This is a genomic window from Mesorhizobium atlanticum (assembly GCF_003289965.1).
In the GTDB taxonomy this organism is placed as follows: Bacteria; Pseudomonadota; Alphaproteobacteria; order Rhizobiales; family Rhizobiaceae; genus Mesorhizobium; species Mesorhizobium atlanticum.
Window position 1 is genome coordinate 529,872 of record NZ_QMBQ01000005.1, and the last position, 25,446, is coordinate 555,317.

22 protein-coding genes are annotated in these 25,446 nt (G+C 65.4%); 4 read left to right on the forward strand and 18 right to left on the reverse strand.

Annotated features, from left to right (window positions below):
• Positions 1 to 9 precede the first annotated feature (9 nt).
• On the reverse strand, positions 10 to 1,404 hold the full coding sequence (locus DPM35_RS20060) for an FAD-binding oxidoreductase (RefSeq protein ID WP_181592078.1): 1,395 nt from the start codon (positions 1,402 to 1,404) through the stop codon (positions 10 to 12).
• A 134-nt stretch (positions 1,405 to 1,538) separates the two neighbouring features.
• Here DPM35_RS20060 and DPM35_RS20065 point away from each other — a divergent pair, with 134 nt between their 5' ends.
• From DPM35_RS20065 to DPM35_RS20080, 4 genes are all read left to right on the forward strand, one after another.
• On the forward strand, positions 1,539 to 2,417 hold the full coding sequence (locus tag DPM35_RS20065) for a LysR substrate-binding domain-containing protein (RefSeq protein WP_245431585.1): 879 nt from the start codon (positions 1,539 to 1,541) through the stop codon (positions 2,415 to 2,417).
• 269 nt (positions 2,418 to 2,686) lie between these two features.
• Positions 2,687 to 3,418 (forward strand): NUDIX hydrolase, encoded by a 732-nt coding sequence (locus tag DPM35_RS20070; RefSeq protein WP_112128969.1) that lies wholly within the window; start codon positions 2,687 to 2,689, stop codon positions 3,416 to 3,418.
• A gap of 13 nt (positions 3,419 to 3,431) precedes the next feature.
• On the forward strand, positions 3,432 to 4,415 hold the full coding sequence (locus DPM35_RS20075; RefSeq protein ID WP_112128970.1) for an SPFH domain-containing protein: 984 nt from the start codon (positions 3,432 to 3,434) through the stop codon (positions 4,413 to 4,415).
• A 10-nt stretch (positions 4,416 to 4,425) separates the two neighbouring features.
• The gene (locus DPM35_RS20080) at positions 4,426 to 5,322 is read left to right on the forward strand and encodes an NAD(+)/NADH kinase (RefSeq protein WP_112128971.1); all 897 of its coding nucleotides are present in this window, start codon (positions 4,426 to 4,428) and stop codon (positions 5,320 to 5,322) included.
• Positions 5,323 to 5,349: 27 nt separating this feature from the next.
• On the opposite strand, the gene DPM35_RS20085 is transcribed toward DPM35_RS20080, so the two are convergent.
• The 17 genes from DPM35_RS20085 to DPM35_RS20165 all read right to left on the reverse strand — a co-directional run bounded on the left by DPM35_RS20085 (position 5,350) and on the right by DPM35_RS20165 (position 25,239).
• The gene (locus tag DPM35_RS20085; protein WP_112128972.1) at positions 5,350 to 5,889 is read right to left on the reverse strand and encodes an NADH-quinone oxidoreductase subunit B family protein; all 540 of its coding nucleotides are present in this window, start codon (positions 5,887 to 5,889) and stop codon (positions 5,350 to 5,352) included.
• Positions 5,890 to 6,012: 123 nt separating this feature from the next.
• Positions 6,013 to 7,524: a hydrogenase large subunit gene (locus tag DPM35_RS20090; RefSeq protein WP_112129122.1), complete on the reverse strand. Its 1,512-nt coding sequence runs from the start codon at positions 7,522 to 7,524 to the stop codon at positions 6,013 to 6,015.
• Positions 7,525 to 7,543: 19 nt separating this feature from the next.
• Positions 7,544 to 8,995, reverse strand: coding sequence for a hydrogenase 4 subunit F (locus tag DPM35_RS20095; RefSeq protein ID WP_112128973.1), 1,452 nt, complete (start codon positions 8,993 to 8,995; stop codon positions 7,544 to 7,546).
• Positions 8,992 to 9,654, reverse strand: coding sequence for a hydrogenase-4 component E (locus tag DPM35_RS20100; protein ID WP_095819077.1), 663 nt, complete (start codon positions 9,652 to 9,654; stop codon positions 8,992 to 8,994). Before DPM35_RS20100 ends, DPM35_RS20095 begins: the two co-directional genes overlap by 4 nt.
• Positions 9,654 to 10,610, reverse strand: a complete 957-nt coding sequence (locus tag DPM35_RS20105; protein WP_112128974.1) for a respiratory chain complex I subunit 1 family protein — start codon at positions 10,608 to 10,610, stop codon at positions 9,654 to 9,656. Before DPM35_RS20105 ends, DPM35_RS20100 begins: the two co-directional genes overlap by 1 nt.
• Positions 10,601 to 12,616, reverse strand: a complete 2,016-nt coding sequence (gene hyfB, locus DPM35_RS20110; protein ID WP_112128975.1) for a hydrogenase 4 subunit B — start codon at positions 12,614 to 12,616, stop codon at positions 10,601 to 10,603. Before hyfB ends, DPM35_RS20105 begins: the two co-directional genes overlap by 10 nt.
• Entirely contained in the window at positions 12,613 to 12,924 is a 312-nt protein-coding gene (locus DPM35_RS20115; RefSeq protein WP_112128976.1) for a helix-turn-helix domain-containing protein, read from the reverse strand. The genes hyfB and DPM35_RS20115 overlap by 4 nt, the downstream gene beginning before the upstream one ends.
• Positions 12,925 to 13,085: 161 nt before the next feature.
• The gene (locus DPM35_RS20120; protein ID WP_245431586.1) at positions 13,086 to 13,688 is read right to left on the reverse strand and encodes a 4'-phosphopantetheinyl transferase family protein; all 603 of its coding nucleotides are present in this window, start codon (positions 13,686 to 13,688) and stop codon (positions 13,086 to 13,088) included.
• 58 nt (positions 13,689 to 13,746) lie between these two features.
• A complete protein-coding gene (locus DPM35_RS20125) occupies positions 13,747 to 14,217 on the reverse strand; it encodes a GNAT family N-acetyltransferase (protein ID WP_245431587.1) in 471 nt (156 codons plus the stop codon).
• Positions 14,214 to 18,284 (reverse strand): Pls/PosA family non-ribosomal peptide synthetase, encoded by a 4,071-nt coding sequence (locus tag DPM35_RS20130; RefSeq protein ID WP_245431588.1) that lies wholly within the window; start codon positions 18,282 to 18,284, stop codon positions 14,214 to 14,216. Before DPM35_RS20130 ends, DPM35_RS20125 begins: the two co-directional genes overlap by 4 nt.
• Positions 18,285 to 18,518: 234 nt before the next feature.
• The gene (locus DPM35_RS20135) at positions 18,519 to 19,406 is read right to left on the reverse strand and encodes a sigma-70 family RNA polymerase sigma factor (protein WP_112128978.1); all 888 of its coding nucleotides are present in this window, start codon (positions 19,404 to 19,406) and stop codon (positions 18,519 to 18,521) included.
• 135 nt (positions 19,407 to 19,541) lie between these two features.
• Entirely contained in the window at positions 19,542 to 19,862 is a 321-nt protein-coding gene (locus DPM35_RS20140; RefSeq protein ID WP_245431589.1) for a hypothetical protein, read from the reverse strand.
• A gap of 95 nt (positions 19,863 to 19,957) precedes the next feature.
• The gene (locus DPM35_RS20145) at positions 19,958 to 20,932 is read right to left on the reverse strand and encodes a ketopantoate reductase family protein (RefSeq protein WP_112128979.1); all 975 of its coding nucleotides are present in this window, start codon (positions 20,930 to 20,932) and stop codon (positions 19,958 to 19,960) included.
• Positions 20,933 to 21,063: 131 nt separating this feature from the next.
• Positions 21,064 to 22,719 carry an FAD-binding dehydrogenase gene (locus tag DPM35_RS20150; protein ID WP_112128980.1) on the reverse strand — a complete coding sequence of 552 codons (1,656 nt, stop codon included), beginning with the start codon at positions 22,717 to 22,719 and terminating at the stop codon, positions 21,064 to 21,066.
• 36 nt (positions 22,720 to 22,755) lie between these two features.
• A complete protein-coding gene (locus DPM35_RS20155) occupies positions 22,756 to 23,742 on the reverse strand; it encodes a Gfo/Idh/MocA family protein (RefSeq protein ID WP_112128981.1) in 987 nt (328 codons plus the stop codon).
• 283 nt (positions 23,743 to 24,025) lie between these two features.
• Positions 24,026 to 24,601, reverse strand: a complete 576-nt coding sequence (locus tag DPM35_RS20160) for a YceI family protein (RefSeq protein WP_112128982.1) — start codon at positions 24,599 to 24,601, stop codon at positions 24,026 to 24,028.
• A 65-nt stretch (positions 24,602 to 24,666) separates the two neighbouring features.
• Positions 24,667 to 25,239, reverse strand: coding sequence for a cytochrome b (locus DPM35_RS20165; RefSeq protein ID WP_112128983.1), 573 nt, complete (start codon positions 25,237 to 25,239; stop codon positions 24,667 to 24,669).
• Positions 25,240 to 25,446: the final 207 nt, after the last annotated feature.

Below are 25,446 nucleotides of genomic sequence, written 5' to 3' on the forward strand. Positions count from 1 at the left end.
GATTTTCGATTATCCAGGCCTGATATTCTGGTTCAGTCGGAAAAAATTGGTCGGGTCGTACTGCTTCTTGACGGCGGCGAGGCTCGCGTAATTGACACCGTAGGCATCCCGCACGCGCTCGTCACCCTCGTCGCCCAGATTGTTGGCATAGACGCCGCCGGTTGAGAATGGCCGGACCGCGTTCCACAGCTCGCGTGCCCAGCCCATATTGGCCGCGTCGTCTGCCGGGTCGTCCCAGATGGCGATCGGGAAGCAGTCGAGCGCCGCGTCGCGGTTGGCGTAGGGCGAGTCCGAAGCGGGCACCCGGGCGATCGCGCCGCCGACCTGCTGGAAGACCAGCAGGGACGAGCGATTGGGAGCCTTGGCGTAAGCCTCGAGCAGCGCCTCGATCGCGCCGTCGCTGATTTCGCGCAGGAACTGCGCCTTCCAGTAGTAACGTCGCCCGCGCGGAAAGAGGCTGTCGCCCGCCGACTGGATCTGGAGGTAGGGGATGGCCTGGAGACGGCTTTCGACAGGGGATCCGAACTCCATCAGGGGCGCGATGACGGGCTCGCCCGCTTCGGGCGGCCCGGCGTAGCAGGCCGAGATGCTGAAGCCACGCTCGCCCGAGGGCAGCGTGACGAGCGCGGCGTCGACGCTCACCTCGTCCGGGGCATCGCGGGAGAATTTGTCGTAGAATCGCATAGCCTCGCGCGCATGATCGTAGGCATGCAGCACAGAGCAAACGAGAAGCGCCGGGCCGAGCGGGTGCAGCCGGTATTCGAAGACCGTCACGATGCCGAAATTGCCGCCGCCGCCCCGCAAGGCCCAGAACAGGTCGGGGTGCTCGCCGGCGCTTGCCCGCAGCAACCGTCCGTCGGCGGTGACGATTTCGGCAGCGATCAGATTGTCGCAGCTCAGGCCGTGCTTGCGGCCGAGCTTGCCGAAGCCGCCGCCCAGCGTCAGGCCGGCAATGCCGGTATCGCCGTTGACGCCCATGGTGGTCGCGAGCCCATGCGCCTGCGTGGCCGCGTCGAACTCGCCAAGGGTCAGTCCGGCTTCGGCCCTGGCGATGCGGCGTTCGGGGTCGACGACGATCTTCTTCATGCGCGACAGGTCGATCACCATGCCGTCGTCGCATACCGACAGGCCGGCGACGTTGTGGCCACCGCTGCGGACGGCCACGAGGCAGTTTTGTGACCTGGCATAGGTCACGGCTAGGATGACGTCATCGGGATTGGCGCAAAAGACGATTGCGGCAGGACGTTTGTCGATAGCCCCGTTCCAGACCCTGCGCGCCTGGTCGTAGCCTGCGTCCGCCGGCAACACCAGTTCGCCTCGCAAGCTCTGTCGCAGCCGTTCGATTGCCGTGGTCGAGGAATGGGATAAGCCCGATAGCACGTCGGTCTGTCGTGGAAGCTCCATCGTCGTCGCCCCGGTTCCAATGGGATGAACGGTCTCACAGCGCCAGGCCTTCTGCAAAAGCGAAATTCTTAGCTACTGGATGAGCGGAATTCATCTACACTTCGGATATGAGGAACAGTCCGCCGCTCCGCGCTTTGCACGCCTTCGAGGCCGCCGCCCGGCACGGCAGCTTCAAGGCCGCGGCGGCGGAGCTGGGCGTGACGCCGACGGCGATCAGCCATCAGGTCCGCCTGCTGGAAGAGATATGCGGCCGCAAGCTGTTTCAGCGCCGGCCGCGCCCGCTCACGCTGACGAGTGCGGGAGCGCGCCTGTTTCCTGTCCTGCGCAACGGCTTTGATCTCCTCGCCGGTTCCCTTGCCGCGGTCGCCGAGCCGGATATTGAGGCGCCGCTGCGGGTGACGAGCCCGAACGCTTTCGCCAGCCGCTGGCTGGTGCCTCGCTTGCCGAAGTGGCGAGAGGCCAACCCGGCCGTGCCGCTGGAGGTCATCGGAACGGACGCGGTCCTCGATCTCCGCGCCGGCGCCGCGGACGTGGCGATCCGCTACACACGGCGGCCGCCTGTGGGATTTGCGGGGCAGGAGCTGTGCCGCGATTCCTTCTTTCCCATCTGCAGTCCGCGATTGCTGGCAGGCGACGGGCGGACGATCGAGCGTGCCGCCGATCTGTTGCGCTATCCCCTGATCCATTTCGACTGGATGAACCGGGACCCGGACGCGCCGACCTGGCGCCGCTGGCTGGCGACGGCCCGTTCGATCGATCCGGACCTGATCCCGGATAAGGCCTGGGATTTGAGCTTTCGCGAGGAATTGCATGCGATCGACGCGGTCGTCGCCGGGCAAGGCATCGCGATCCTGAGCGATGTCGTGGTCGGCCGCGAGCTGGAAAACGGCTCGCTCGTCAAGGCGCATTCCTTGTCCCTGCCGGGCTACAGCTTCTATGTCGTGTGGATGCAGCACCATCCACGGTTTGCGGTTATGGAGTCGTTTCTGGTGTGGATGAGAACGGTCGTGTGAGACCCTGCTGTACCAGGTTCGACTCTCAAGAGTATGGAACCACGTGTCACGGATATCGCCCTTCGGGTTGGCCGAACGTTCGTTAGGCGATGGCGATTGTAGGAACCCGTAGCGGCATAGGAACACTGCCGCGACGCACGGCCTACGGATAGCTCTCCCGCCCAGGCGGCATTCCAGCCGCTCGGGCCTGTCCGGTGACAGGCGGAAATGTCCGTTGACATATATGCGAAGTAGATATATGTAACTTGCATATTACAGGATGCAATGTGATGAACGAGACCGATTTCCTCAAGGACTACGACCCGAGCGCCTTCCAGCGGCCTCCGGTGGCCGTCGACCTTGTCCTGCTCGGTATCCGCGACAACCGGCCGGCCGTGCTGCTGGTCAAGCGCGACCAGCACCCTCATGCCGGTCGCTGGGCGCTGCCGGGCGGTTTTGTCGGCATCGACGAGTCGCTCGATGTGGCCGCCGCGCGCGTGCTGCGCGAAAAGACCGGCATGGCCGAGGCGCATCTCGAACAGCTCTACACGTTCGGCGCGGTGGATCGCGATCCGCGCATGCGCATCATCAGCGTCGCCTATCTGGCGCTGCTTACCGAGCGGGCCTTCGACGCGGCGCTCGCCGCGATGCCGGCGCTGCTGCCGGCCGCGGTCCATGTGCCTTGGGCCGGAGAGACCGGCGGCTCGGTCGATGTGGTCGCCCCGGAAGGTGAAAAACTGACGCTCGCTTTCGACCATGCCGCCATACTGGCGATGGCGATGCTCAGGCTGCGCGGCAAGCTCGACTATTCCGATGTCGCCTTCGCGCTGCTGCCCGAGCTCTTCACATTGCGGCAGCTGCAGGACGTGCATGAGGCGATCTTGGGCACGTCCCTCAACAAGCCGGCCTTCCGCCGGCGCCAGCTCGACAGAGGATGGCTGGTGGCAACCGGTGCCTATGAATCGGGCGCCGCCTTCCGCCCGGCCGAGCTTTATCGTTTCCAACCTTCCACGGCCGATTGAGGGAGAGACCACCATGGCCACCATTCGCAGTCTAGGCTTCGTCGCCCAGCTTCGCAGCGAGGCAAGCAGCCACGTCATCCGCTACCGCAACGGCCGGGCGATCGAAAGCGGCCGCGGCCTGGTCTTCTGGTTCGTGCCCGAGACCGCCAGCATCGCCGAGCTGCCCATGGACGACCGCGAGATGACGCTCTTCGTCAAGGGCCGCAGCCAGGATTTCCAGACTGTCGCCGTGCAGGGCACGATCGGCTGGCACGTCGTCGATCCGGCGCGGCTCGCCGAGCGCGTCGATTTCAGCATTGATCTCAGGACCGGCAAGCTGCGCGGCGAACCGATCGAAAAAATCCAGGCCCGCATTGCCGGCATCGCCAACCAGGCGGTGCAGCAATATCTCGGCCAGGCCCCGGTGCGCGCTCTGCTCGACGCCGGCCCGGCGCCCTTGCGCGAGCGGTTGCAGGCCGTGGTCGCCGCCGATCCGGCGCTGACCGACATTGGTATCGCCGCCGTAGCGGTTCGGCTCACCAATTTGACGCCGACCAGCGAGCTCGAGCGTGCGCTGCAGACCCCGACCTTCGAGGCGCTGCAGCAGAAGGCCGATGAGGCGACCTTCCAGCGCCGCGCTTTGGCCGTCGAGAAGGAGCGGGCGATCGCCGAGAACGAGCTGGCGAACAAGACCGAGTTGGCGCGGCGCGAGAAGCTGCTCATCGCTGAAGAGGCCGAGAACGCCCGCAATCGCGCAACCGGCGCGGCCGAAGCGCAGCAGATCGAAGCCGGCGCCGAGGCCGAGCGCATCCGCGCCATCGAGAGCGCGAAGGCGGAAGCCGAAAGGCAGCATATCGCCATCTATCGCGACCTGCCGCCCGCGATTCTGCTCGGCCTTGCCGCCCAGCAGCTCGCCGGCAAGCTGGACAGGATCGAGCACGTCAACGTCACGCCCGACCTGCTCGCCACGCTGCTTGGCGAGTTCCGCAAGGGTCCGGCGGTGATCGAGGGCCGGTGAGGAGCGAGCCATGGCCGCGAACCGTCCCCGCGCGGTCTTCGTGACGCGCGAGACCGACTATGAGCTGCTGATCGCGCACCACGCGACGCGCGGTCAGGCCCGCTTCTTCCTCGAGACGCGCGGCCAGCGGCTGGAGGACGTCGAGGCCCGGCACGATCGTTTTCACGCCGTGCTGGGCACCGCCCGCGCCGCGGTGCCGGCCGACTGGCGCCAGACCCTGGTGAGCCGCGCCGACCTCAACCGCTTCCTGTTCGCGCCCGACGACGTCATTGTCGCCGTCGGGCAGGACGGCCTGGTCGCCAATGTCGCCAAATATCTCAACGGCCAGCCGGTACTGGGCGTCAATCCGGCGCCCGATCTCTATGACGGCGTGCTGGTGCGCATCGGCGCCGGCAGGCTGGCAAAACTGCTTGCCGCCAGCGGCGCCGGCGATATCCAGGTTGAATCGCGCACCATGGTCCAGGCCGAGCTCGAAGCGGGTGAGACGCTGCTTGCGCTCAACGAGATCTTCGTCGGCCATCGCAGCCACCAGTCGGCCCGCTATCGCATCGAGGCGGAAGGCGAGGCCGAAGACCAATCGTCAAGCGGCCTCATCGTCGCCTCTGGCACCGGCGCGAGCGGCTGGGCGCGCTCGATCATGGAAGCGACGCATCTGGAGCTGTCGCTCGGCCGCGAGGAACATGCGGTCGGCTTCTGGGTGCGCGAGCCCTTCCCGAGCATCGCCACCGCGACGAAACTGCGGGCGGGAAAGATCACCGAAAAACCGCTCTTCATCACCTCGCGCATGAACGAGGGCGGCGTGATCTTCGCCGACGGCATCGAGCAGGATTTCATCGCCTTCGACTGGGGTCGCCAGGCGCGGCTTTCGCCGGCGTCGCGGGTGCTGCGGCTGGTCGTCGATCGGTAGGACCGGGTTGGCGGCTGCCGGCAGCGGTCAGGCTTGGACGCCGCCGGCCTTTCCGTTCGCGCCGTCGAGCAGCGCGATCAATCCCTTGAGGATTTCGATCGGGGCCGGCGGGCATCCCGGGATGTGCAGGTCGACCGGCACCACGTCCGACACGCCGCCGACCACGGCATAGCTGCCGGCGAAGCAGCCGCCGTCCTTGGCGCAATCGCCTAGCGCAACCACCCATTTCGGGTTGGGTGTCGCCTCAAAGGTCCGCTTCAGCGCCTCGCGCATGTTCTTCGTGACCGGCCCGGTGACCATCAGCACATCGGCATGGCGCGGCGAGGCGACGAAGCGGAAGCCGAAGCGCTCGATGTCGTAGAAGGCATTGTTGAGCGCGTGCATCTCCAGCTCGCAGCCATTGCAGGAGCCGGCGTCGACCGCGCGGATCGACAGGCTCCGGCCCAGTTTCCTGCGAGCCATGCCGTCAAGCGCGCGCGCCAGTTCGTCGACGGCAGCATTGCTGACTTGCGGCGCGCGTTCCGTCAGGGGCGGGCGGATCAGGCTTTCGAAGAGCAGTTTTCGCATGGCGGTGTGCCTTGGCCAGAGTTGGAGCAGTTCAGCGTCTGATAGAATCGCCGACCTGCTCCAACTCTTTGTTTTCGCGCAATTCCGGACGGAAAACCGCTGCGCACTTTTCCTGGAATTGCTTTAGAGATCATGGCCGGAATAGGAGCAGTTGAACGATTTGTTGCAGAGCGGGAAATCGGCGACGATGTTGCCTTCGATCGCCGCCTCCAGCAGCGGCCACTGGAACCATGACGGGTCGCGCAGGTGGCAGCGTTCGATCAGGCCGTTCTCGCCGATGCGCAGCCAGGCAAGGATGTCGCCGCGAAAACCCTCGACCAGCGCCATGCCCTCGCGCGGCCCATCCGGCGCGGGCATATCGACGCGGGTCGGGCCGGCGGGCAGCCGCCCCAGAATCTGCTCGACCAGCGACAGGCTCTGCTCGACCTCCCGCACGCGGATCCAGACGCGCGCGTTGACGTCCCCCTCCTGCAGCACCGGCACGTCGAAGGCGAGCTCGTCATAGGGCGCATAGGCAAGATCGCGCCGCGCGTCGAAATCGCGGCCCGAGGCGCGCCCGACATAGCCGCCGGCGGCATATTGCCGGGCAAGCTCGACCTTGAGCCGGCCGGTCGCCACCGTGCGGTCCTGCAGCGAGGCGGTGTTGTCGTAGAGTTCCACCAGATGCGGGAAGCGCCGCCTGATTTCCGCGACCAGCGATCGGATGGCGTCCGTCCCTGCCTCGTTCAGGTCGCTTGCCGTGCCGCCGGGCAGGATGCGGTCGCGCATCAGGCGATGGCCGAAGGCCGCATCGGCGGCGCGCAGCACGCGTTCGCGCAGCACGCCGCAATGCGCGTGCATGATCGCGAAGGCGGCGTCGTTGCAGATGGCGCCGATGTCGCCGAGGTGGTTGGCAAGGCGCTCCAGCTCGGCCATCAGCGCCCGTAGCCAGATCGCGCGCGGCGGCGGCGCGACGCCGAGCGCCGCCTCCACCGCGCGGGCGAAGGCCAGCGAATAGGCGACGGTGCTGTCGCCTGAGGTCCGGCCCGCCAGCGTTGCCGCGCGATCGATCGATGCGCCCTGCATCAACCCTTCGATGCCCTTGTGCACATAGCCCAGCCGCTCCTCCAGCCGCACCACCGTTTCGCCGCCAGCCGTGAAGCGGAAATGCCCGGGCTCGATGATGCCGGCATGCACCGGCCCGACAGGAATCTGGTGGAGGCCCTCGCCCTCGGCCGTCAGGAACCGGTAGGACGACGCGGCCGGCGGCCCGCCAGGCCGCGCCGCCAGCGGATGTGAGACGCCCCATTGGCCATGGTCGAGCCAGCGCCGGCTGTCTGGCAGGCCTTGCGGCGCCAGCGCGAACAGGTCCGCCGCGGCGCGTTCCAGCCGGAGCGCCGGCGAATGGTGCTGGCCGACCGAAGGGTAGCGGCCGCCACGGCAATCCATGCTGATCACGCCGATGGTCTGCGCCTCGTCGAGAATTGCCATGTGCACTTTGTCCGGCTCCCCCCACAGGCCGAGCAGGCTCCAGCGTCCGGCGGCGAGCTGCTCGACGGCGAGGTTCCAGGCCTTCGGGGCGACCACGGCGCGCCGCCAGGGCGCGTGATGCTCGACCTGGCGGTCGGCCTCGATGAGATCAGCGAGCGCGGGCAAGTTTTTCCTGTTCATGCGCCTACCCCAGGATACCGGCGACATGCTGGAACCAAGCCACCAGCGGCGCCGGCAGATAGATGCCGGCGGCAAACACCAGAGCGAGGTGCGAGTACATCGGCACGTAGGACGCCTCGACCGGCGCCATGCCGCCGCGCGGCTCGCCGAAGGCGAGACCGGTCAGCCGCAACAGCAGCGCGCCGAAGGCGATGAGCAGCCCGAACACCAGCGGGATCGCCAGCCACGGATGTCGGGCGAAGGTCGAGCTGACGACCAGGAATTCGCTCATGAAGATGCCGAGCGGCGGCAGGCCGGCGATGGCCACGACGCCGATCACCAGCGCCCAGCCAAGCCCGGGATGGCTTTCGGTCAGGCCCCTGATCTCGGAGATCTTCTGCGTGCCCTTGACCTGCGCGATATGGCCGACGGCGAAGAAGATCGCCGATTTGGTCAGGCTGTGCATGACCATGTGCAGCAGGCCGGCGAAGTTGGCGAGCGGGCCACCCATGCCGAAGGCGAACACGATGATGCCCATATGCTCGATCGAGGAATAGGCGAACAGGCGTTTGATGTCGCGGCGGCGGTAGAGCATGAAGGCCGCGAAGATCAGCGAGGTCAGACCCATCGTGACCATCAGCGGCCCGGGCCCGATCGCCTGCGGGCTCGCCGCGAGCAGCAGCTTGAAGCGCAGCACGGCGTAGAGCGCGACGTTGAGCAGCAGGCCCGACAGCACCGCCGAGATCGGCGTCGGGCCCTCGGCATGCGCGTCGGGCAGCCAGGCATGCAAGGGGGCAAGGCCGACCTTGGTGCCGTAGCCGAGCAGCAGGAAGATGAAGGCGACGCTGAGCAGCGCGGGATCGAAATGCGCCGCCTTTTCGATCAGCACCGACCAGACCATGGCGTTGGTGCCCTCGCCGACGACCGGCTGCGCGGCCATGTAGACGAGGATGGTGCCGAAGAGAGCGAGCGCGATGCCGACGCTGCCGAGGATGAAATATTTCCACGCCGCTTCCAGCGCCTCATGCGTGCGGTAGATGCCGACCATCAGCACGGTGGTCAGCGTGGCAAGCTCCACCGCGACCCACATCAGGCCGATATTGTTCGACACGAAGGCCAGGTTCATGCCGAACATCATGATCTGGTACATGGCGTGGTAGAAGCGCAGGTTCGGCGCGGTCAGCCGGCCGGTTTCCAGCTCATGCGCGATGTAGGACGCGCTGAACACGCTGGTGGTGAAGCCGACGAATGTGTTGAGCACGATGAAGACGATGTTGAGGTCGTCGACCAGGAGATATTGTCCCGGCGCCGGACGGTCGGTGACGAACAGCGACAGCGCCGCGAGCAAGGTGAGCAGGCTGGCGATGACGTTCACGAGGGCCGTCATCTTGTAGTTCGGCATTGCCGCCAGGATGGCCGCGGCGCCCGCCGGGATGAAAAGGATCGCTGCCACGGCGTCGAAGGAAAACCCGGTCACCGGCGTTCTCCCCGGTAGTCGTCCAGAGCGCCGATATCGACCGAATCGAACCGTTCGCGGATGCGGAATAGGAAGACGCCAATGACGATGAAGGCGATCAGGATCGAGAAGGCGACGCTGATCTCGACGACCAGCGGCATGCCCTTGGCGCCGGTGGCGGCAAGCACAAGGCCGTTCTCCAGCGACATGAAGCCGACGACCTGGCTGACGGCGTTGCGCCTGGTGACCATCACCAGCAGGCCCAGCAGGATGATCGACAGCGCGAAGGCGAGGTCCTCGCGGGCGAGCGGGTCGGCCTCGGGCGTCACCCGAAGCATGAGCACCATGGAGAGCGTCACCAGTCCGATCCCGGCAAGCATGGTCGGGCCGATGCCGACCGCGGTCTCGATGTCGCGGTGGATGCCGAGCCGCTGGATGATGCGATGCAGCCCGACGGGAATGACGATCGCCTTGAAGACCAGCGCGATTGCCGCGGTGATGTAGAGATGATGCGCGTCCTGGATGTAAGCCTGCCAGGCCACCGAAAGCGCAAGCACGACCGCATGCAGCGCAAAGACGTTGATCAGCGCGAACAGGCGGTCCTGGTAGAGCATCATGAAGGAGATCAGCACCAGACTGCCGGCGAGCAGATGGGCGATGTCGAAGGTGAGACCGTTCATCACAGGCTCCGCGAGACGAACAGCAAAAGCGTGCCGAGCAGCGCCAGCATCAGCGCCGCGCCCAGGAAGTCCGGCACCCGGAAGACACGCATCTTGGCGACCGCCGTCTCGAACACGGCAAGCAGGATGGCGAGCACGGCGAGCTTGCAGAGATAGGCGGCGGCGCCGATGGCCAGTGCCTTCGGCCCTGCGCTTGCGCCGTCCAGCCCCCAGGGCAGGAAGACGCAGGCGATCAGCGACATGTAGAGAAGCAGCTTGAGGAAGGTGGCGAGCTCGATCATCGCCAGATGGCGGCCGGAATATTCCAGGATCATCGCCTCATGCACCATGGTGAGCTCCAGATGCGTGGCCGGATTGTCGACCGGTATGCGCGCATTCTCGGCGATCGCCACCATAACCAGGGCGATCAGCGACATGCCGAGCGACACCCGCAATCCGACTTCTGGCGAGCCCATGAAGGCGGCGACCGTCGAGAGCTGCGTGGCGCCGGCCAGCAACGCCAGGCTGAACACGATGAGCAGCATCGCCGGTTCGGCCAGCGACGCGATCATCACCTCGCGGCTGGCGCCGAGGCCGCCGAAGCTGGTGCCAACATCCATCCCGGCCAGCGCCTGGAAGAAGCGCGCGCTGCCGAGCAGCGCCACAATGACGATGAGGTCGGCGGTCCAGCTGAATTCGAGGCCGGTGGCGAATGTCGGGACAAGCGCGGCCGCAACCCACGTCGCGGCGAAGATGAGGTAGGGCGTCACGCGGAACAGCCAGGACGCATTGTCCGCCAGCACGACCTCCTTGCGCATCAGCCTGACGAGATCGCGGTAGGGCTGGATCAGCGAAGGCCCCTGCCGCCTGACCAGCCTCGCCTTCACCTTGCGCACGAAGCCGATCAGAAGCGGCGCCAGCAAAAGCACCGAAAGCATTTGCGCGCCCTGCACGGCCAGCTGGGAGATCATGGCCATAGCGCGAGCACCAGAAGCAGGATGACGAGGTAGAGGAAGACCAGCGTCAGATAGCGGCGGATGGTCAGGAACTGCAGGTGGTTCAGCCGCTCGGTGGCGAAATCGATCGCGCCGGTGATCGGCTGGTAGAAGATCTCCCAGGCCACATCGTGCATCTCCACCTTGAGTCGCGCCGGCTCGAGGGCGCCTGGAGCCGGCATGTCCACCGTCTCGCGCGAGCGGAACGCGAAGCCGCCGAAGACGCGGCGGATGGGCTGCGCGAAGCTGACGGCCGTGTATTGCGCGGCCGGCACCGCGTCCGGGAAGCCGCACCCCCATGCAATGCCCCGGCGCAGCGCATGCGAGGCGAAGCGGTGAATGAAGAAGGCCGCGAGCGACGCCGAGATGGTGATGAAGGCGAACACCAGCAGGCCGTTATAGGAGCTGCGGCTTTCGGCGATCGGAACGATCGACAGCCAGGGCTGCGCCATCTGGACGGGCATGCGCTCGCCGACGAGCGGAAGCGTCACCGTCGACAGGCTATCGATAACCAAGCCTGGCAGGATGCCGGCGAGCAGGCAGAAGGCGGCAAGCACGACCATCGCCGCCAGCGACCAGCGATCGACTTCGTGCGCGCGCTCCACCGCCGCCGACCGCGCCCGGCCAAGGAAGGTGATGCCGAATGCCTTGACGAAGCATGCCGCGGCAAGCGCGGCCGACAGCGCCAGCATGCCGCCGACCGCGGGCACGATGACTTTCAGCCCCCATTGCGGCAGCTCGGGGCTGCGCAATATGGCCTGGAAGACCAGCCATTCGGAGGCAAAGCCGTTGAAGGGCGGCAGCGCCGAGATCGAGACGCAGCCGATCAGGAAGACGAAGCTGGTCACCGGCAGGCGATGGATGAGGCCGCCGAGCTTTTCCATGTCGCGTTCGCCGGTTGCCGAGAGCACGGCGCCGGCGCCGAAGAACAGCAGGCTCTTGAAGAAGGAATGGTTCAGCACGTGGAACAGCGCCGCGGTGAAGGCAAGCGCGGCCGCCGACGGCATGCCGTTCGCCTTGAAGGCCAGCGCAAGGCCGAGGCTGGCGAAGATGACGCCGATATTCTCGATGGTCGAATAGGCAAGCAGCCGTTTGAGGTCCTTTTCCATCAGCGCGTGCAGGATGCCGAGCACCGCCGTCACGCCGCCGATGAGAAGCACCGCCACGCCCAACCACCATGCCGGCTCGCCAAGCAGGTCGAACACCACGCGGATGAAGCCATAGATGGCGACCTTCGTCATGATGCCGCTCATCAGCGCCGAGACGTGGCTGGGTGCCGCCGGATGGGCAAGCGGCAGCCAGGCATGCAGCGGCACGAGGCCGGCCTTGGAGCCGGCGCCGAGCAGCATGAGAACCAGCACCGCGCCGGCGGCGAACCGATCGGGATGCGCCGTCCGCATCGCGTCGAACGCATAGGTTCCCGCCGGCCCGGCCAGCAGGCCGAAGGCAAGCAGCAGCGCCATCGTGCCGAAGCTTGCCATCACCAGGTAGATGTAGCCGGCCCGCCGGTTGGCCTCGTCGCGGTGATGCGCCATGACCAGCGCCCAGGAGGCGAGCGACATGAATTCCCAGGACAACAGGAAGCTGAAGGCGTCGTTGGCCAGCACCACGAGGTTCATGCCGGCGAGGAAGGCCGGATAGAACGGCAGAACCCGATGCGGCTGGGATTCATGCCGGCCGTAGCCGAGACCGTAGAGGCTGGTGATCGTGCCGCCCAGGTTGACGACGACGAGAAAGAATGCCGACAGGCCGTCGAGCCGGAACCGGGCGCCGGTCCAGGGCAGGCCGAGCGGCAAGGTGGCGGAGGCCTCGCCGGGGTTGCCGGCGAGATGGCTGGCGGCAGTCGCGAGCAGCACGGCTGAAATGGCAAGCGTCGCGCCATAGACCAGTCGAGTCGCGGCGGCGAGCCGGCTGGCGCCCGCGGCCATTACGGCTGTTGCCAGAAGCGCGGCAGGACCGCACAACAGAAGGGCGACGGTCGAATTCACGGCATGCTCCCGCCCGGCTCGGCGTCGTCGCCAACGGTCCCGGACGCCTTGGCGGGATCGAAGCCGGCCTTCAGCCGCACGCCGCGCCCGCCGCCCTGGCTGGCCGCGCCTTCTCCGATCAACTCGATGCCGGAGATCTCGAGCGCCGCGATCAGCTTCATCAGCGAATCGACATTGCCCCGGATGATCGAGCCGCTGGCTTCCATGCGCTGGATCGTCGGCACCGACAGGCCGGACAATTCGGCAAGCCGGCGCTGATCGATGCCGAGCAGCGATCTTGCGGCGCGCAATTGCGGTGCGGTTATCACCGACGACTCTCTCGTTCAGTTCTGAGATATGAGGTGTCGGTGCTGTACCCTACATTAAAATGTTCTAACGTCAAGGATTGATGTTTCAAACATCTATGTTGAGGCACGATAGGCGGGCCTATCCAGCTGGTGTTTGAGTGCCGCGATGCTGGAAGGGCTTCTCAGCGCTCCGACGCCGTGTAGGTCAGCGCCAGGATGCATGGGGAGGTGGCAAAACAGACGGCCAGACGCCGGCCCGGCGAAGTGACTGCTTCACCCTTTTCGAAATCGACGGCGATGTCCTCGAAACCCAGCACGCGACCGTCGAGCGGGAACGATGCCTTGTAGGCCGCCTCCTTGACCGCGAACAGGATGCGGCCGCCCAGATTCGGATCGAGATCGCCCAGGCGATCCTCCGGTGCGGCAACCACGGCCCTGAGGTCGTCGGGCAACGGTAAGGCAGGCTCGATGTCGACGCCGACGCTTCGCAGCTCGCCGGATCTCGCGGCGACTGCCACGGCCATCGTATCGTCGTGCGCGATCGAGCCGACAATGCCGGCCGGCCAGATCGGGTTTCCGAATCGGCCGCGCAATATCGCGGGGTTCATGCATCCAAGGCGCCGCAGCAATTCGTGCGCGATGTGGCGGCCTGCTCCCGTGGCGGCGCGCGCGCCGGGCTCGCGCGTCGCCATAGAGGCGTTTTCCTCCGGCAGCAAATATTGCTCGTCGCCGGCCTGGATGTGACGGCAGCCGACGATGAGGCCGAGCGGTGCGAGTCCGGCCAATGCCTGCTCGACGCGTTGGATGCTTGCTGACGTGCCTTGCGGCCGGGTGTTCAACGCTCTATCCGTCCAGTTCGAGCGCGGCGATCATCTCGTCGTCTTCGTCCAGTCCTTGCTCGACGAAGCCGAAACCGGCGTAGAGCCGGCGCGCCGCCTCGTTCTCCGGTTCATAGCAGATTGAAACGCGGCGGATGTGGCCGAGCTTCGCAATCTCTTCCAGCGCCTTGGCGACAGCGGCGCGGCCAAGGCCTTTGCCTTGCTCGCGACGGTCGATCATGAAGCGATAGATGATCGCTTCGTCATCGTCCTCGGGCGCGCTGTACATCAGGAATCCGACGACGCGCCCGTCGGCGATGACCGCCCGGGCGATCGCCTCGTCATCCTGCTTGGCCTCCGCCAGCGATTCGGCGTTGGAGGCGACGAAACCCTGCTGCCGCGGCAACAGTTCGAGCGCCAGTATCGCCGCCCGGTTGCCCTTGCCGACGGGTTCCAGCACAACCGGCTGATCGCCGATGCCGGCGTTGCGCGTCACGGGGCGTGCCCGACTTCCATCGCGCGGGCGTCGATCGGCGTCACCACGCCATAGAGCTTCGCCGGGTTGCCGCGCCAGACCGTGTTCGGCTCCAGCACCTCGCCCTTCATCACGAAGCAGTCGACGTCGGCCACCGATCCCTCGCCCATCACCACCGCGTAATGAACGAAGGAGGACGGCGCCAGCGTGCAGCCGTTGCCGATGCGGATGTAGTCGGACTTGAATGCGCCTTCCTCCAGCGAGTGCGGCTGGATCACGCAACCTTCGTTGAGCGTCACGTCGTCGCCGATCTCCAACAGCGACCGCTCGGTGATGATGCAGCCGCCGTCATAGAGGCGCAGCCCCACCTTCACGCCCAGCATGCGCAGGATCAGCGGCCGGAACGGGGTGCCGGTGAACAGGCCCATGATCGGCGAGTCGGACAGCTTCCAGTGACGTTCGTGCCGCCAGAAGACCGGGTCGTAGATCGTCGCCATCCTGGGCTTCAGGCGACGGAAGCCGAGGCTGGCTCGCTCGAGGAAGATATAGAACGGGATGCCAATCGCCGTGGTCAGCATCACCGCCACGAAAAGTGCCGTCTGCCCCCATTCGCTATAGTAGTTGAGCGCGCGGTCCCAGATGGCGAGCGTCAGGAACAGGATCAGCCACTGCGCGGCCACGAACATCAGCGCGGTGACGAGATTGTGCAGGTTCTTCAGCGGCAGGCGGCGACTGCGCTCCTTGTCTGAGATCAGTCCGAGAAGCTCCTTGTCGCGATTGACCATGCGCGGAATTTCGAAGGGTGGCGAGCCCAGGAGCCCGACATTCTCGCGCATGGGGCCGTCCACCGGCACGTGAACCTTGGTCCCGAGCAGGCAATTGTCGCCGACGCGGGAATCCGGTGAATAGATAATGTTGTTGCCGAAGAAGTTGCGTTCGCCGACCCGTGTGTGCTCGAGCCGGAAGGAATTGGCCGACTTCTGCATGTTGACCATGAACAGACCGTCCGACACCATTGTGTGCGAGCCGATCTCGCTGAGCTGCGGGTTTTCATGCCGCTGGTTGGTGCCGAAATTCGACCCGGTCTGATCCACCTTGTTCAGCTTCCAGCCGATGGCGCGCAGATAGTAGACGACGGCGGAACTGTCGCCGAACAGCACGTTCAGCAGCCGCACATTGCTGACCAGCTCCAGCATCGTTTGCAGCCAGTAGTGGAAGCCGTAGAGCGAGTAGTTCCGGCCGGGCTTCAGCACGAGGTTGAACAGCCGCGGCACGATGGCTGCCAGCAGTACCCCGCCGATGATGAAGCCAGCCACCGTGACCGTGGTGCCGATCGCCACGACGCCGATGGTCTCATCATAGTCGTCGCCGACATTTTCCCAGTAGCTGTGGAACAGAAGCGGGAACGGTGTGACGATGGCAAAAAGGATGAAGAGCTGGATCGCCTCGTAGACGACGCGGCGCACCCGCGACAACGGGACGTTGGGCACGTTGCAGTAATCCGCCTTGGTCGGGATCGCAGGCGAGCCGTGCCAGTGCTCTCCGGCCGGAATGGTCTGTCCGCGATGCAGCGACGAAGCGTGACCGAGCTGGGCGCCGTCGCCCATGCGCGTGTCGATGTCGAGCGTCGATCCGACGCCGACAAAGGCGTTGTTGCCGATATTGACCGGTCCGGTATGAATATAGCCCGCCTGCGCGCGGAACCCGAGGATCGTCGAGTCCTTGCGCAGGATCGAGTTGTCGCCGATGGCGATCAGGTCGGTGCAGACCGGAACGGCCCGGCACTCCACGACGGTGCGACTGCCGAGCCGCGCGCCGAGCAGGCGCAGATAGAGGCTATAGAGCGGGCTGCCGCGGAACAGCACGACCGGCGCGCTGCGAACCAGAGTCTTGACGATCCAGAATCGATAGTAACGCCAACCCCAGATCGGAAAGGTTTCGGCCTTCCAGCGGCCGACCAGCAGCCATTTGGCGACGACGGCGAAGCCGCTCAATCCAAAGAACACGCTGGCGGATAGAACAACGCAACGCAGATAGAGAGACGCCGGGTCGTCCAGGGCGTCATAGACCCAATCGAGGCCGTCATTGATCGCCCACAACGCCACATAGCTGTAGACCGCGTAGAACAGCAGCTGGCCGAATCCCGTTGCCCAGATGGCAAGATTGGAGGCCCTGTGCGTCAGCATGGGCTCGCGCGCGGCAACCGCGGCCATCTGGGGTTCCCGCAGATGCTCGGCAAGCTTCGCTACCGTTGGATGCAGGTAGATGTCGCGCATCGAAGTCGTCGACCAGGCCTTGCGCGAGCGGATGCGCGCGCAGAACCGCGCCATCAACAGCGAGTTCGCGCCGAGGTCGTCGAAGAAGTGGTCTTCGATGGAGATGTCCTCGAATTTCAGCACGTCCGCCAGCGTCTCCACGAGGAACTTCTCATCCTCGTTGCGCGGGTCGATCATCGCATGGCCGGCGGCGACACGCGCGCTCGTCGGCTTTGGCAACTTCCTTAGGTCGACCTTGTTGGAAACGGTCATCGGGATCGTGGGCAACTGCTCGAGATAGGCTGGAACCATGTAGTCGGGCAGCCGTCGCTTCAGCTCCTGCACCAGCACGGTGCGGTCCACTCCGTCGCCGCCGCTTTTGGGGGCGTAATAGCCGACCAGCTCGGTACGCTCGGGTTCGATCTCCCAGGTCGTGACCGCCGCCTGCGCGATGCCCGGCTGATCCAGCAGCACTGCCTCGATCTCGCCCAGCTCGATGCGGTAGCCGCGGATTTTCACCTGCGTGTCGATGCGTCCGTGATATTCGATCTCGCCCTTGTCGTTGATCCGGCCAAGGTCTCCCGTCCGATAGATGCGGCCGCTTGGGTTGTTCGGCAGGCCGATGAAATCATGGATGAATTTCTCATCGTTCAGTTCCGGCCGGTTGAGATAGCCGACCGCCACGCCCATGCCGCCGATGCAGATTTCGCCCAACTCGTCGCCGCTCAGCACCTGTGGCTTTTTCGGGTCGAGGATGGCTATCGAATAGGTCGGCAACGGCCTGCCGATCGTCACCGGTTCGTCCGGCGTCAGCAAGGCCATGGTGGCGGTGACGGTCGCCTCCGTCGGGCCATAGGTGTTCAGGATCTGACGGCCGGGCTTTGCCCAACGCACCACGAGCTTGTGAGAGCAGGCCTCGCCGCCGACAAGGATCGCGCGCAGGCTTGGCGCGTCGCTCTCGATCGACGACAGCAGCGTCGGGCTGCAGGCCATACAGGTGATGTTGTGCTCGCGTAGGAAACTGGCCAGTTCCTCGCCCACCAACGGCTGCTGGCCGGGCGCCGGCACGACGGTTGCGCCTGCGGCAAACGGCACCCAGATCTCCTCCGAAGAGAAGTCGAAGGCGATGGTCATGCCCTGGTACACGCGGTCGCCGGGCTGGTAGCCGTAGGACGCGGCGGCGACGCGGATGAAGTTGCAGAAGCTCTGATGGGTGATGACCACGCCCTTGGGCTTGCCCGTGGTGCCCGACGTGTAAAGGATATAGCAGGTCTGATCCTGGGCGCCGTCCGGCAAGGGCGCCGTTTCCGGCTGGAGCGCAATTTCAGACTCCGCCGAATCGATCGAGATATGCGGAACGGGCAGGCGTGACACGCGCGCAGCATAACCGGAGACGCTGATCACCATCGTGACGTTGGCGTCCTCGATGATCATCACCATGCGGTCTTCGGGAAAAGCGGTGGCCAAGGGCACGAATGCCGCCCCGGCCTTCATCACGGCAAGCACCGCGATGTACGTCTCTGCGGAGCGGTCGAGCAAAAGGCCGATCCTGTCGCCTGGCTTGACACCGCGCTCGATCAACAGATGGGCGAACTGGTTGGCGCGGCTGTTAAGCTCGCGATACGACCAGGCTCGACCGCCGGAGATGACCGCTGGTGCTGCGTCGAAGCGGCTCGCCAGATCGGCGAAGAACCGGTCGAGCCGCTCTTGCGGCTCGCCTTTCTGGATGAAATCAGGGCCGATCAGGATCTGCTCGCGCGCCGGCGCCGCGGTCGCTGCTTTGGCCTTGCGGGAATTCTGCTTGGCGGGCTTGGTGGCTTCGGTGAAAGACATCGGAGAACCTCGCGGGCTCCTATCCGCCCGCATTACGTGATTGGTGAAAAGACAAAAACTAACGACGGCCGGCCAGGCGCCCTCTTTGCGGACGGTGAAAATGATCGTGCCGTGGCGCTTAGGGGACCGGGAACTGGCCGACTTCGAGCAGGCCTATGCTGCCGCGCTGATGGCCGATCCGTGACGATCGCGCGACTTCACGATTATTTGATGGAGGAGTGCCTCACGCGACGGTCAAACGGCGACGGGACGGATGTGGGCATTCTCGAGGCAGTAGGGTGCATGGCGGAAATCGCGGATGCGCACGACCTCTTCGCCGCGCCAATGGACCAGCATGAAGCCGCGCACCGCATCGTCCGCCTGCAGGTTGCGAATGAGGATTGCCGGCCGGGCCTCGACGAAGCCGAGCGACAGCGCCCAGTCGCCGAGGCGCTCGTAATTGCCGAAATAGGTCGAGGCTTCCTTCTTGCCTTTGAGGCGGGTGCGGTTGACGACGTCGACCTGGACGTCCTCGGCGATCAGCGCCCTGACCCCGTCGAAATCGCGCGCGTTGAACAGGTCGATATAGCGGCGCAGCCGGCGCTCCTCTTCCGGTTCGAGTTTGGGCACCGCGACGTCGGTCGGCGCCGAAGCCAGCGCCTTCAACTCAGTCCGGCCGCGATGCAGTGCCGCCTTGGTGGCGGCAAGTGTCGAGCCCGTCACCTCACAGGTCTCGTGCAAGGTGAGGCCAAGCACGTCGACGAGGATCACGGCACTGCGCTGCGCCGGCCTAAGCTGCATGAAGCTGCGCAGGCTTGCCGCCGCAGCGAGCCGAACCTCCGCGTTGGCGGAGATATCTTCAATTCCGGTCATGTCGGCTTCGGTCATGCGCGAGCGCTCCCGCTGGCGGCGGCGCAGATGATCCTGCGCCGCGTTGTGGGCGATGCGGAACAGCCACTGCTCGGGGCGTTCGACCAGGGCGCCGCCGTCATGGGCGGCGAGCGCCTTCACCACCGCCTCCTGCACGATGTCCTCGCCCTCGATCACCGAGCCGGCCATACGCGCAACATAGCGGTGCAGTTTCGGGCGCAGGCCGACGAGCATGGCTGCAAGTTCCGCGCGGCCGAACCCTGCCAAGCTCATCGTCCTCTTTCTCGCCTCGCCGATGACTAAAGCATGTCTCCCGAAAGTGGGAACCGGTTTCGGGATAAAGACATGCGCAAAACCAAAGACCTAAAGCGCATGGAGCGAATCCGAAGGATCGCGACGCGCTTTAGATCAGGCGGGCACGGCTTCATAGGCCTTGGCCAGCATACGATAATTGCCGACGATCTTCGCCGGCGACCTCACCAGCGGCGTTGAACGCCGCCCGGCGTGATCGGCACCAAACACCTTGAACGCGTCGAGCTCGGTCAGTGTCGAGCTGTCCTTGTCATAGCCGACGAGGTGGACGAATTCGCCGTTATCGAGTTCGAGCACCAGATAGCGCACCGATTGAGGCTGCGCCTCGTCCAGCGCCTCGAACACTTTTTCCACCAGCGCCCGGTTCTCGGCGATGCTGGCGTCGTTCACGCCGTAGCGGATCAGATTGAAGGTCATGGTCGTCTCCTGTTTGCGGGTCTGCATGAGGAAGACGTTCCATGGGCTCGAAAGGATTCTCAGGCCGAGCTCTATTTTTTGATCGCCTCCGGCGATCAGCCGGTTCCGCCGGGCGCGTCGATCACGGCGGCGATCGTGGCGTCGCTGGCCGATTGCGGCTGCATCCGGCCGCTGGCCAGCTCGATCGACAGTTTGCATAGGGCTGCGTTGACCGGCGTCGCTATGCCGTGCAGCCGTCCGAGCAGCACGATCTCGCCATTGAGGAAGTCGGTTTCGAGGGAGCCGGTCCGGCGCACGATGCTCTGCAGCGTCGACGACCCGACGCGCGTTCGGCCGGGAATGGCGGTAATGGTCAGTTCCTCGCGGGCCATGGCATCGGTCTTGTCCCACGCAATACCGGCGGCGCTCAGCACCGCTTCCGCCTCGGCGCGTGCCTTGGCATGCCATTTCCGCTGAAGCTCGGTGTCAGCAAGAGCCGCGTCGATGATGTTGCGAAGATTGGCGAGCAGCTTGCGGTATTTGCTGCTCATCACATTGTCCCTTGGGTCGACGATAAAGCCGGACGCGCTGAGGATTCCGCACAGTTTCTCGACGCTGCCGTCGGTACCGGACGGATAGCGGCCGATATCGAAGGCGCCGATCTTGGGCGCGAAATAGGCCGCGACCTCGCCGGGCGTGTCGTAATCGGCTGGCAGCATCACCGTTGCGCCATAGACATTGGCGAAGAAGCGCAGGGCCAGCGCCTCGTTGGCGACGCCGTTCTGGAAGCAGAACACCGGCTGCGCGGCCAAGCCTGCGGCGTTGAGCCGTTGCAGCGCGCCGAGCGTATCTGGCGTCTTCATGGTCAGCAGCACGACATCGTCCGGTTCGAAGGAGATCTCCGACGGGTCGGCGTGGACAGGAAAGCGCGCGGTCCTGGTGCCTTGCGGGGTAGACAGCGACAGTCCCGAGGCGCGGATGGCGTCGAGCTGCCTGCCGCGGGCGATGCCGATGACCGTGTGGCCGGAAAAACTTAGCTGGGCCGCGATGGCGCCGCCGATCGCGCCGATGCCATAGACGATAATGCGCATCTCGTTCTCATTGCGGTTGGAGTTCGTTCAGGGAAAAGTGGGAGCAGTTTTCCGTGTGGAATTGCGTCAAACAAAGACATAGGGCGCTTCACCGTTTCCGTGAAACGGTGAAGCGCGCTCACGCCTATCGTTCACGCAATCGTGGCCGCCGCCGCTCGTCCCGCGCTGCGGCCTGAAAAGATGCAGCCGCCAAGGAAGGTGCCTTCCAGCGCCGCATAGCCATGCACGCCGCCGCCGCCGAAGCCGGCCACCTCGCCGACCGCATAGAGACCCGGCACCGGCTGCCCAGTGGCATCGAGCACCCGGCTGTCGAGATCGGTCTCAAGCCCTCCCAGCGTCTTGCGGGTGAGGATATTGAGGCGCACCGCGATCAGCGGCCCGTTCGCCGGATCGAGCATCTTGTGCGGCCGGGCCGTGCGGATCAGCTTGTCGCCGAGATAGGCGCGCGCGCCGCGCAGCGCGGTGATCTGCGCGTCCTTGGAGAACGGGTTGTCGAGCTGCATGTCGCGGGCGCGGATCTCGCGCTCGACCTGGGCGACGTCCAGCAGCGGCTCGCCGCCGGCCAGCGCATTCATGCGCTTGACCAGCCGGGCAAGGTCCGCCTCGACAATGAAATCCTCGCCCTTTTCCATGAAGGCTTTCACCGGACCGGGAATGCCCGACGTGGCGCGGCCCAGCACCTGCCGCCAGCTTTTTCCCGTGAGGTCGGGGTTCTGTTCGGAACCCGACAGCGCGAACTCCTTCTGGATGATCTTCTTGGTCAGGATGAACCAGGAATAGTCGAAGCCGGTGCCCATGATATGGCTGAGCGTGCCTAAAGTGTCGAAGCCCGGATAGAGCGGCACCGGCAGCCGCTTGCCGCGCGCGTCGAGCCAGAGCGAGGATGGGCCGGGCAGGATGCGGATCGCATGATCGGTCCAGATCGGCGCCCAGTTCTTGATGCCCTCGACATAGTGCCACATGCGGTCGCGGTTGATGATCCTTCCGCCCGCAGCCTCGGTGATCGCCAGCATGCGCCCGTCGACATGATCGGGCACGCCGGTGATCATCCGCTTCGGCGGCGCGCCCAGGCGCTCAGGCCAATTCTTGCGCACCAACTCGTGATCGCCGCCGATGCCGCCGGAAGCGACGATCACCGCCTGCGCGCCGAGTTCGAATTCTCCGGCCACGGTACGCGAGCTCTTGTGTCCGCGCTCGACACTGCTCGGTTCCAGCACGTCGCCGCGCACGCCGGTGACGGTGTTGCCGGCGCGGATGATCTCGTTGACCCGGTGGCGGAACCGGAACTGGACGAGCCCGCGCTTCTGCGCCTCGCGCACGCGCAGCACGAATGGTTCGATCACGCCGGGGCCGGTGCCCCAGGTGATGTGGAAGCGCGGCACCGAGTTGCCGTGGCCGGTCGCGTTGCCGCCACCGCGCTCGGCCCAGCCAACGACGGGGAAGAATTTCAGGCCCCTCTCGATCAGCCAGGAACGCTTCTCGCCGGCGGCGAAGCCGACATAGGCCTCGGCCCATTTGCGCGGCCAGAAATCCTCCGGCCGGTCGAAAGCGGCCGTGCCCATCCAGTCCTCGAGCGCGAGGTCGTGCGAGTCGCGGATGCGCATGCGCCACTGCTCCGGCGAATCGACCAGGAACAGCCCGCCGAAGGACCAGAAGGCCTGCCCGCCCAGCGACTGCTCCGGCTCCTGGTCGACGATGATGATTTTCTTGCCGGCCTCCGCCAGTTCAGCCGCGGCAACGAGGCCCGCCAGCCCCGCGCCGACAATGATCACGTCCGCGTCAGCCATTGTCCCTCCCAGAATGAGCCGGCGAATTTATCGCGTTCAGACGGTTTCCCAGCCGTCCTTGTCGCCGGCGCGGAAGATGGCGTCGATGACCTTCTGGTTCAGTACCGATTCCTCCAGCGTGAAGACGCGGTCCTTGCCGCCCTGGGCGGCGCGCACGAAGGCTTCGCATTCCAGCCGGTACTGCTGCGTGCCGGGGAAGCGGAACACCTGCGCCTCGGTGTGGTTCTGGTTGTGCAGCTCGATGCGGTGGTGCTCGTAGAGCCCGGCGTTGAACGGGCCGAAGACCTCGATGAAGCCTTTCTCGCCGTGGAACACCATCACCTGGCGCGCCGCCATCTGCGTCGACAGATAGAAGGACAATTCGAAGTCGCCGAAATCGGCACGGATCGAGGAATAGATGTCGGTGCCGAAGGTCTTGTCGCGCTCGATCGTCGCCTGCACGCGGATCGGCTCCTTGCCGGTCGAGAACCGCGTCGACACGGTCGGATAGACGCCGATATCGGGCAGCGCGCCGCCGCCGAGATCGAGCTGGTTGCGCATGTTGTTGGGATCGACATTGTAGTAGGAGAACGCGCCTTGCACGTGCCGCAGCCGGCCGATGGCGCCGCCGGCGATGAGATCGCGCACCTTGATCCATTGCGGGTGGTAGACGACCATGAAGGCCTCGCAGACCAGCACCTTCTTCTCGTCGCGCAGCTTGATCAGCGGAGGGATGTCCTTGGCGTCGAGCGCCAGCGGTTTTTCCACCAGCACATGTTTTCCCGCTTCGATGGCTTTGGCCGTCCATTCGACATGCTGCGAGGTCGGCAGCGGAATGTAGACGCCGTCGACCTCCTTGGAGGCAAGCAGCTCCTCATAGGAGCCGAAAGCATGACGGGCGCCGAAACGCTCGCCCAGTGCCTTGGCCTTCGACAGGTCGCGGCTGGCGATCGCCGACAGGACGCCGTTCTCCGAATCCACGATTGCCGGCAAAAGCTGCTCGCGGCCGATCTTCGCCGTCGACAGAACACCCCATCGGAACATCACGCTTCTCCATGTCGGTTTACAGGCGACGAGGTTTGCCCGAAATCGACGGAAAAGCCAATCGGGAGGCAGCGCACCTTCCTCGCCCCACGCAGTGGGGAGAGGTGACCCGGCGAAGCCGGGACGGAGAGGGGCCTTCGTAGAGTACTAACCAAAGAGTGGAGCAGCTTCACGACAGCACACTTCTGCGAAGGCTCTGCCGTCGCGCAGGGCGCCCCCCGCTCCGTCTCGGGCTGCGCCCGAGCCACCTCTCCCCCGCGTTGCGGGGGCGAGGAAATAGCGCTCAGCCCCTTCTCCCCGTCAGCGTCATGTCGAAATCGACGACATTGGAATAGAGCGGCGTGCCGACATCCATGCCGTAGCGCGACCTGAGCACCTTGCCGGTGACGTGGAACTTGATGGTCCCGCCCTTCAATCCGCCGAGCTCGGCGGTGAACTTCTCCGGGAACGTCTTGCCGCGCGCCGTCAGCCGGCCGGTAACGACCGCCGTCGTGTCGCCGGTGCGGGTCACGCTGGTCGAGCGGAACTGGATTTCCGGATTGTTGGCGGCATCGAACACCGCGTCGGAACGCAGGAAGGCGTCGATGCGGCCCTGCCCGGTGCCGACGCTCTCGGGATAGATGGTGAGGTCGACCTTGGAATGGCCGACATCGCTATTGTCGATGCGGATCGTGCCCTTGAAGCGGCCGAAGGCGCCGTCGAAGCCGCCGCCGCCGGCCTTGCCGATGGTGAAGCGGATCGAGGAGCCCGACGGGCTGATCGTGTAGCTGCCGGCGGCGTCGCTGAGCGCGACCGCGGCAACGGCGGGCACGGCGAGGCAAGCGGCAAAAGCCGCCAATCCGAGGATGCGCGCGTTCATGGTTTTTCCTTCCGCAGATACGCATTTTCTGCGTTCTCGCCCCACCAACGAATGATGGCGCCGATCTATTCCCCGCCTGACGAAGGTGTGATCATGCGCGCCAGCACCTTGTCGCGCAGCAGGAAATGATGACGCAGCGCCGCCGCGATGTGCAGCACCACCAGCGCGATGCCGGCATAGGCGAGATACCAGTGCGCCGCCGACCAGAAGCTTTCCGCGGCATCGGATTCGGCCAAGGGCAGGTTGGGCATCACGAACAGGTTGAACGGCATGGTCGGGATTTCCAGCGTCGACACCGACACCAGCGCCCAGCCGGAGAGCGGCAGCGCGATCTGGAAGGCATAGAGCGCGAAATGCGCCAGCGGCGCGGTCCTGCGCTCCAGCGTGCCGACCGAGGCAGGCAATGCGGGCGCCGGGTTGCCGAGCCGCCAGGCGATGCGCAGGATGATCAGGCCGAGCAGCAGGAAGCCGAAGGATTTGTGCAGCTGGATCAGCTCGAAGGACGTCCGCTGGCTTGTCGTGCGCACCATGACATAGCCGAGCGCGAACTGACCGATGAAGATGACGCCGATCAGCCAGTGCAGGACGATCATCGCCCAGCCATAGCGGGTGGGGGTATTGGTGAGGGATGTCTGCATGGCCGAAGAACGCCGCCGAGATCAGCTTTCTTCCGAAAGTATCCTATGCCGTGTCTCGTAGACAATTCCAGACGCCAGCGCCGCCCCTCATTGCCCTGCCGGGTATTTCTCCCCGCAAACGGGGAGAAAGTGGCTGGCCGCGGCGTTGGCGTTCTTTCCCGCAGCGTTTGCGATTGGCGAAACCGCCGGCGACAGCCCCCTTCTCCC

Coding starts and splice junctions, on each gene's coding strand:
- DPM35_RS20150 (WP_112128980.1), bottom strand. CDS start 22,719: ATGGCTGACGCGGACGTGATCATTGTCGGCGCGGGGCTGGCGGGCCTC.
- DPM35_RS20075 (WP_112128970.1), top strand. CDS start 3,432: ATGGCCACCATTCGCAGTCTAGGCTTCGTCGCCCAGCTTCGCAGCGAG.
- DPM35_RS20165 (WP_112128983.1), bottom strand. CDS start 25,239: ATGCAGACATCCCTCACCAATACCCCCACCCGCTATGGCTGGGCGATG.
- DPM35_RS20070 (WP_112128969.1), top strand. CDS start 2,687: ATGAACGAGACCGATTTCCTCAAGGACTACGACCCGAGCGCCTTCCAG.
- DPM35_RS20060 (WP_181592078.1), bottom strand. CDS start 1,404: ATGGAGCTTCCACGACAGACCGACGTGCTATCGGGCTTATCCCATTCC.
- DPM35_RS20135 (WP_112128978.1), bottom strand. CDS start 19,406: ATGAGCTTGGCAGGGTTCGGCCGCGCGGAACTTGCAGCCATGCTCGTC.
- DPM35_RS20160 (WP_112128982.1), bottom strand. CDS start 24,601: ATGAACGCGCGCATCCTCGGATTGGCGGCTTTTGCCGCTTGCCTCGCC.
- DPM35_RS20140 (WP_245431589.1), bottom strand. CDS start 19,862: ATGACCTTCAATCTGATCCGCTACGGCGTGAACGACGCCAGCATCGCC.
- DPM35_RS20100 (WP_095819077.1), bottom strand. CDS start 9,654: ATGAACGGTCTCACCTTCGACATCGCCCATCTGCTCGCCGGCAGTCTG.
- DPM35_RS20085 (WP_112128972.1), bottom strand. CDS start 5,889: ATGCGAAAACTGCTCTTCGAAAGCCTGATCCGCCCGCCCCTGACGGAA.
- DPM35_RS20105 (WP_112128974.1), bottom strand. CDS start 10,610: ATGGCCATGATCTCCCAGCTGGCCGTGCAGGGCGCGCAAATGCTTTCG.
- DPM35_RS20155 (WP_112128981.1), bottom strand. CDS start 23,742: ATGTTCCGATGGGGTGTTCTGTCGACGGCGAAGATCGGCCGCGAGCAG.
- DPM35_RS20080 (WP_112128971.1), top strand. CDS start 4,426: ATGGCCGCGAACCGTCCCCGCGCGGTCTTCGTGACGCGCGAGACCGAC.
- DPM35_RS20130 (WP_245431588.1), bottom strand. CDS start 18,284: ATGTCTTTCACCGAAGCCACCAAGCCCGCCAAGCAGAATTCCCGCAAG.
- DPM35_RS20145 (WP_112128979.1), bottom strand. CDS start 20,932: ATGCGCATTATCGTCTATGGCATCGGCGCGATCGGCGGCGCCATCGCG.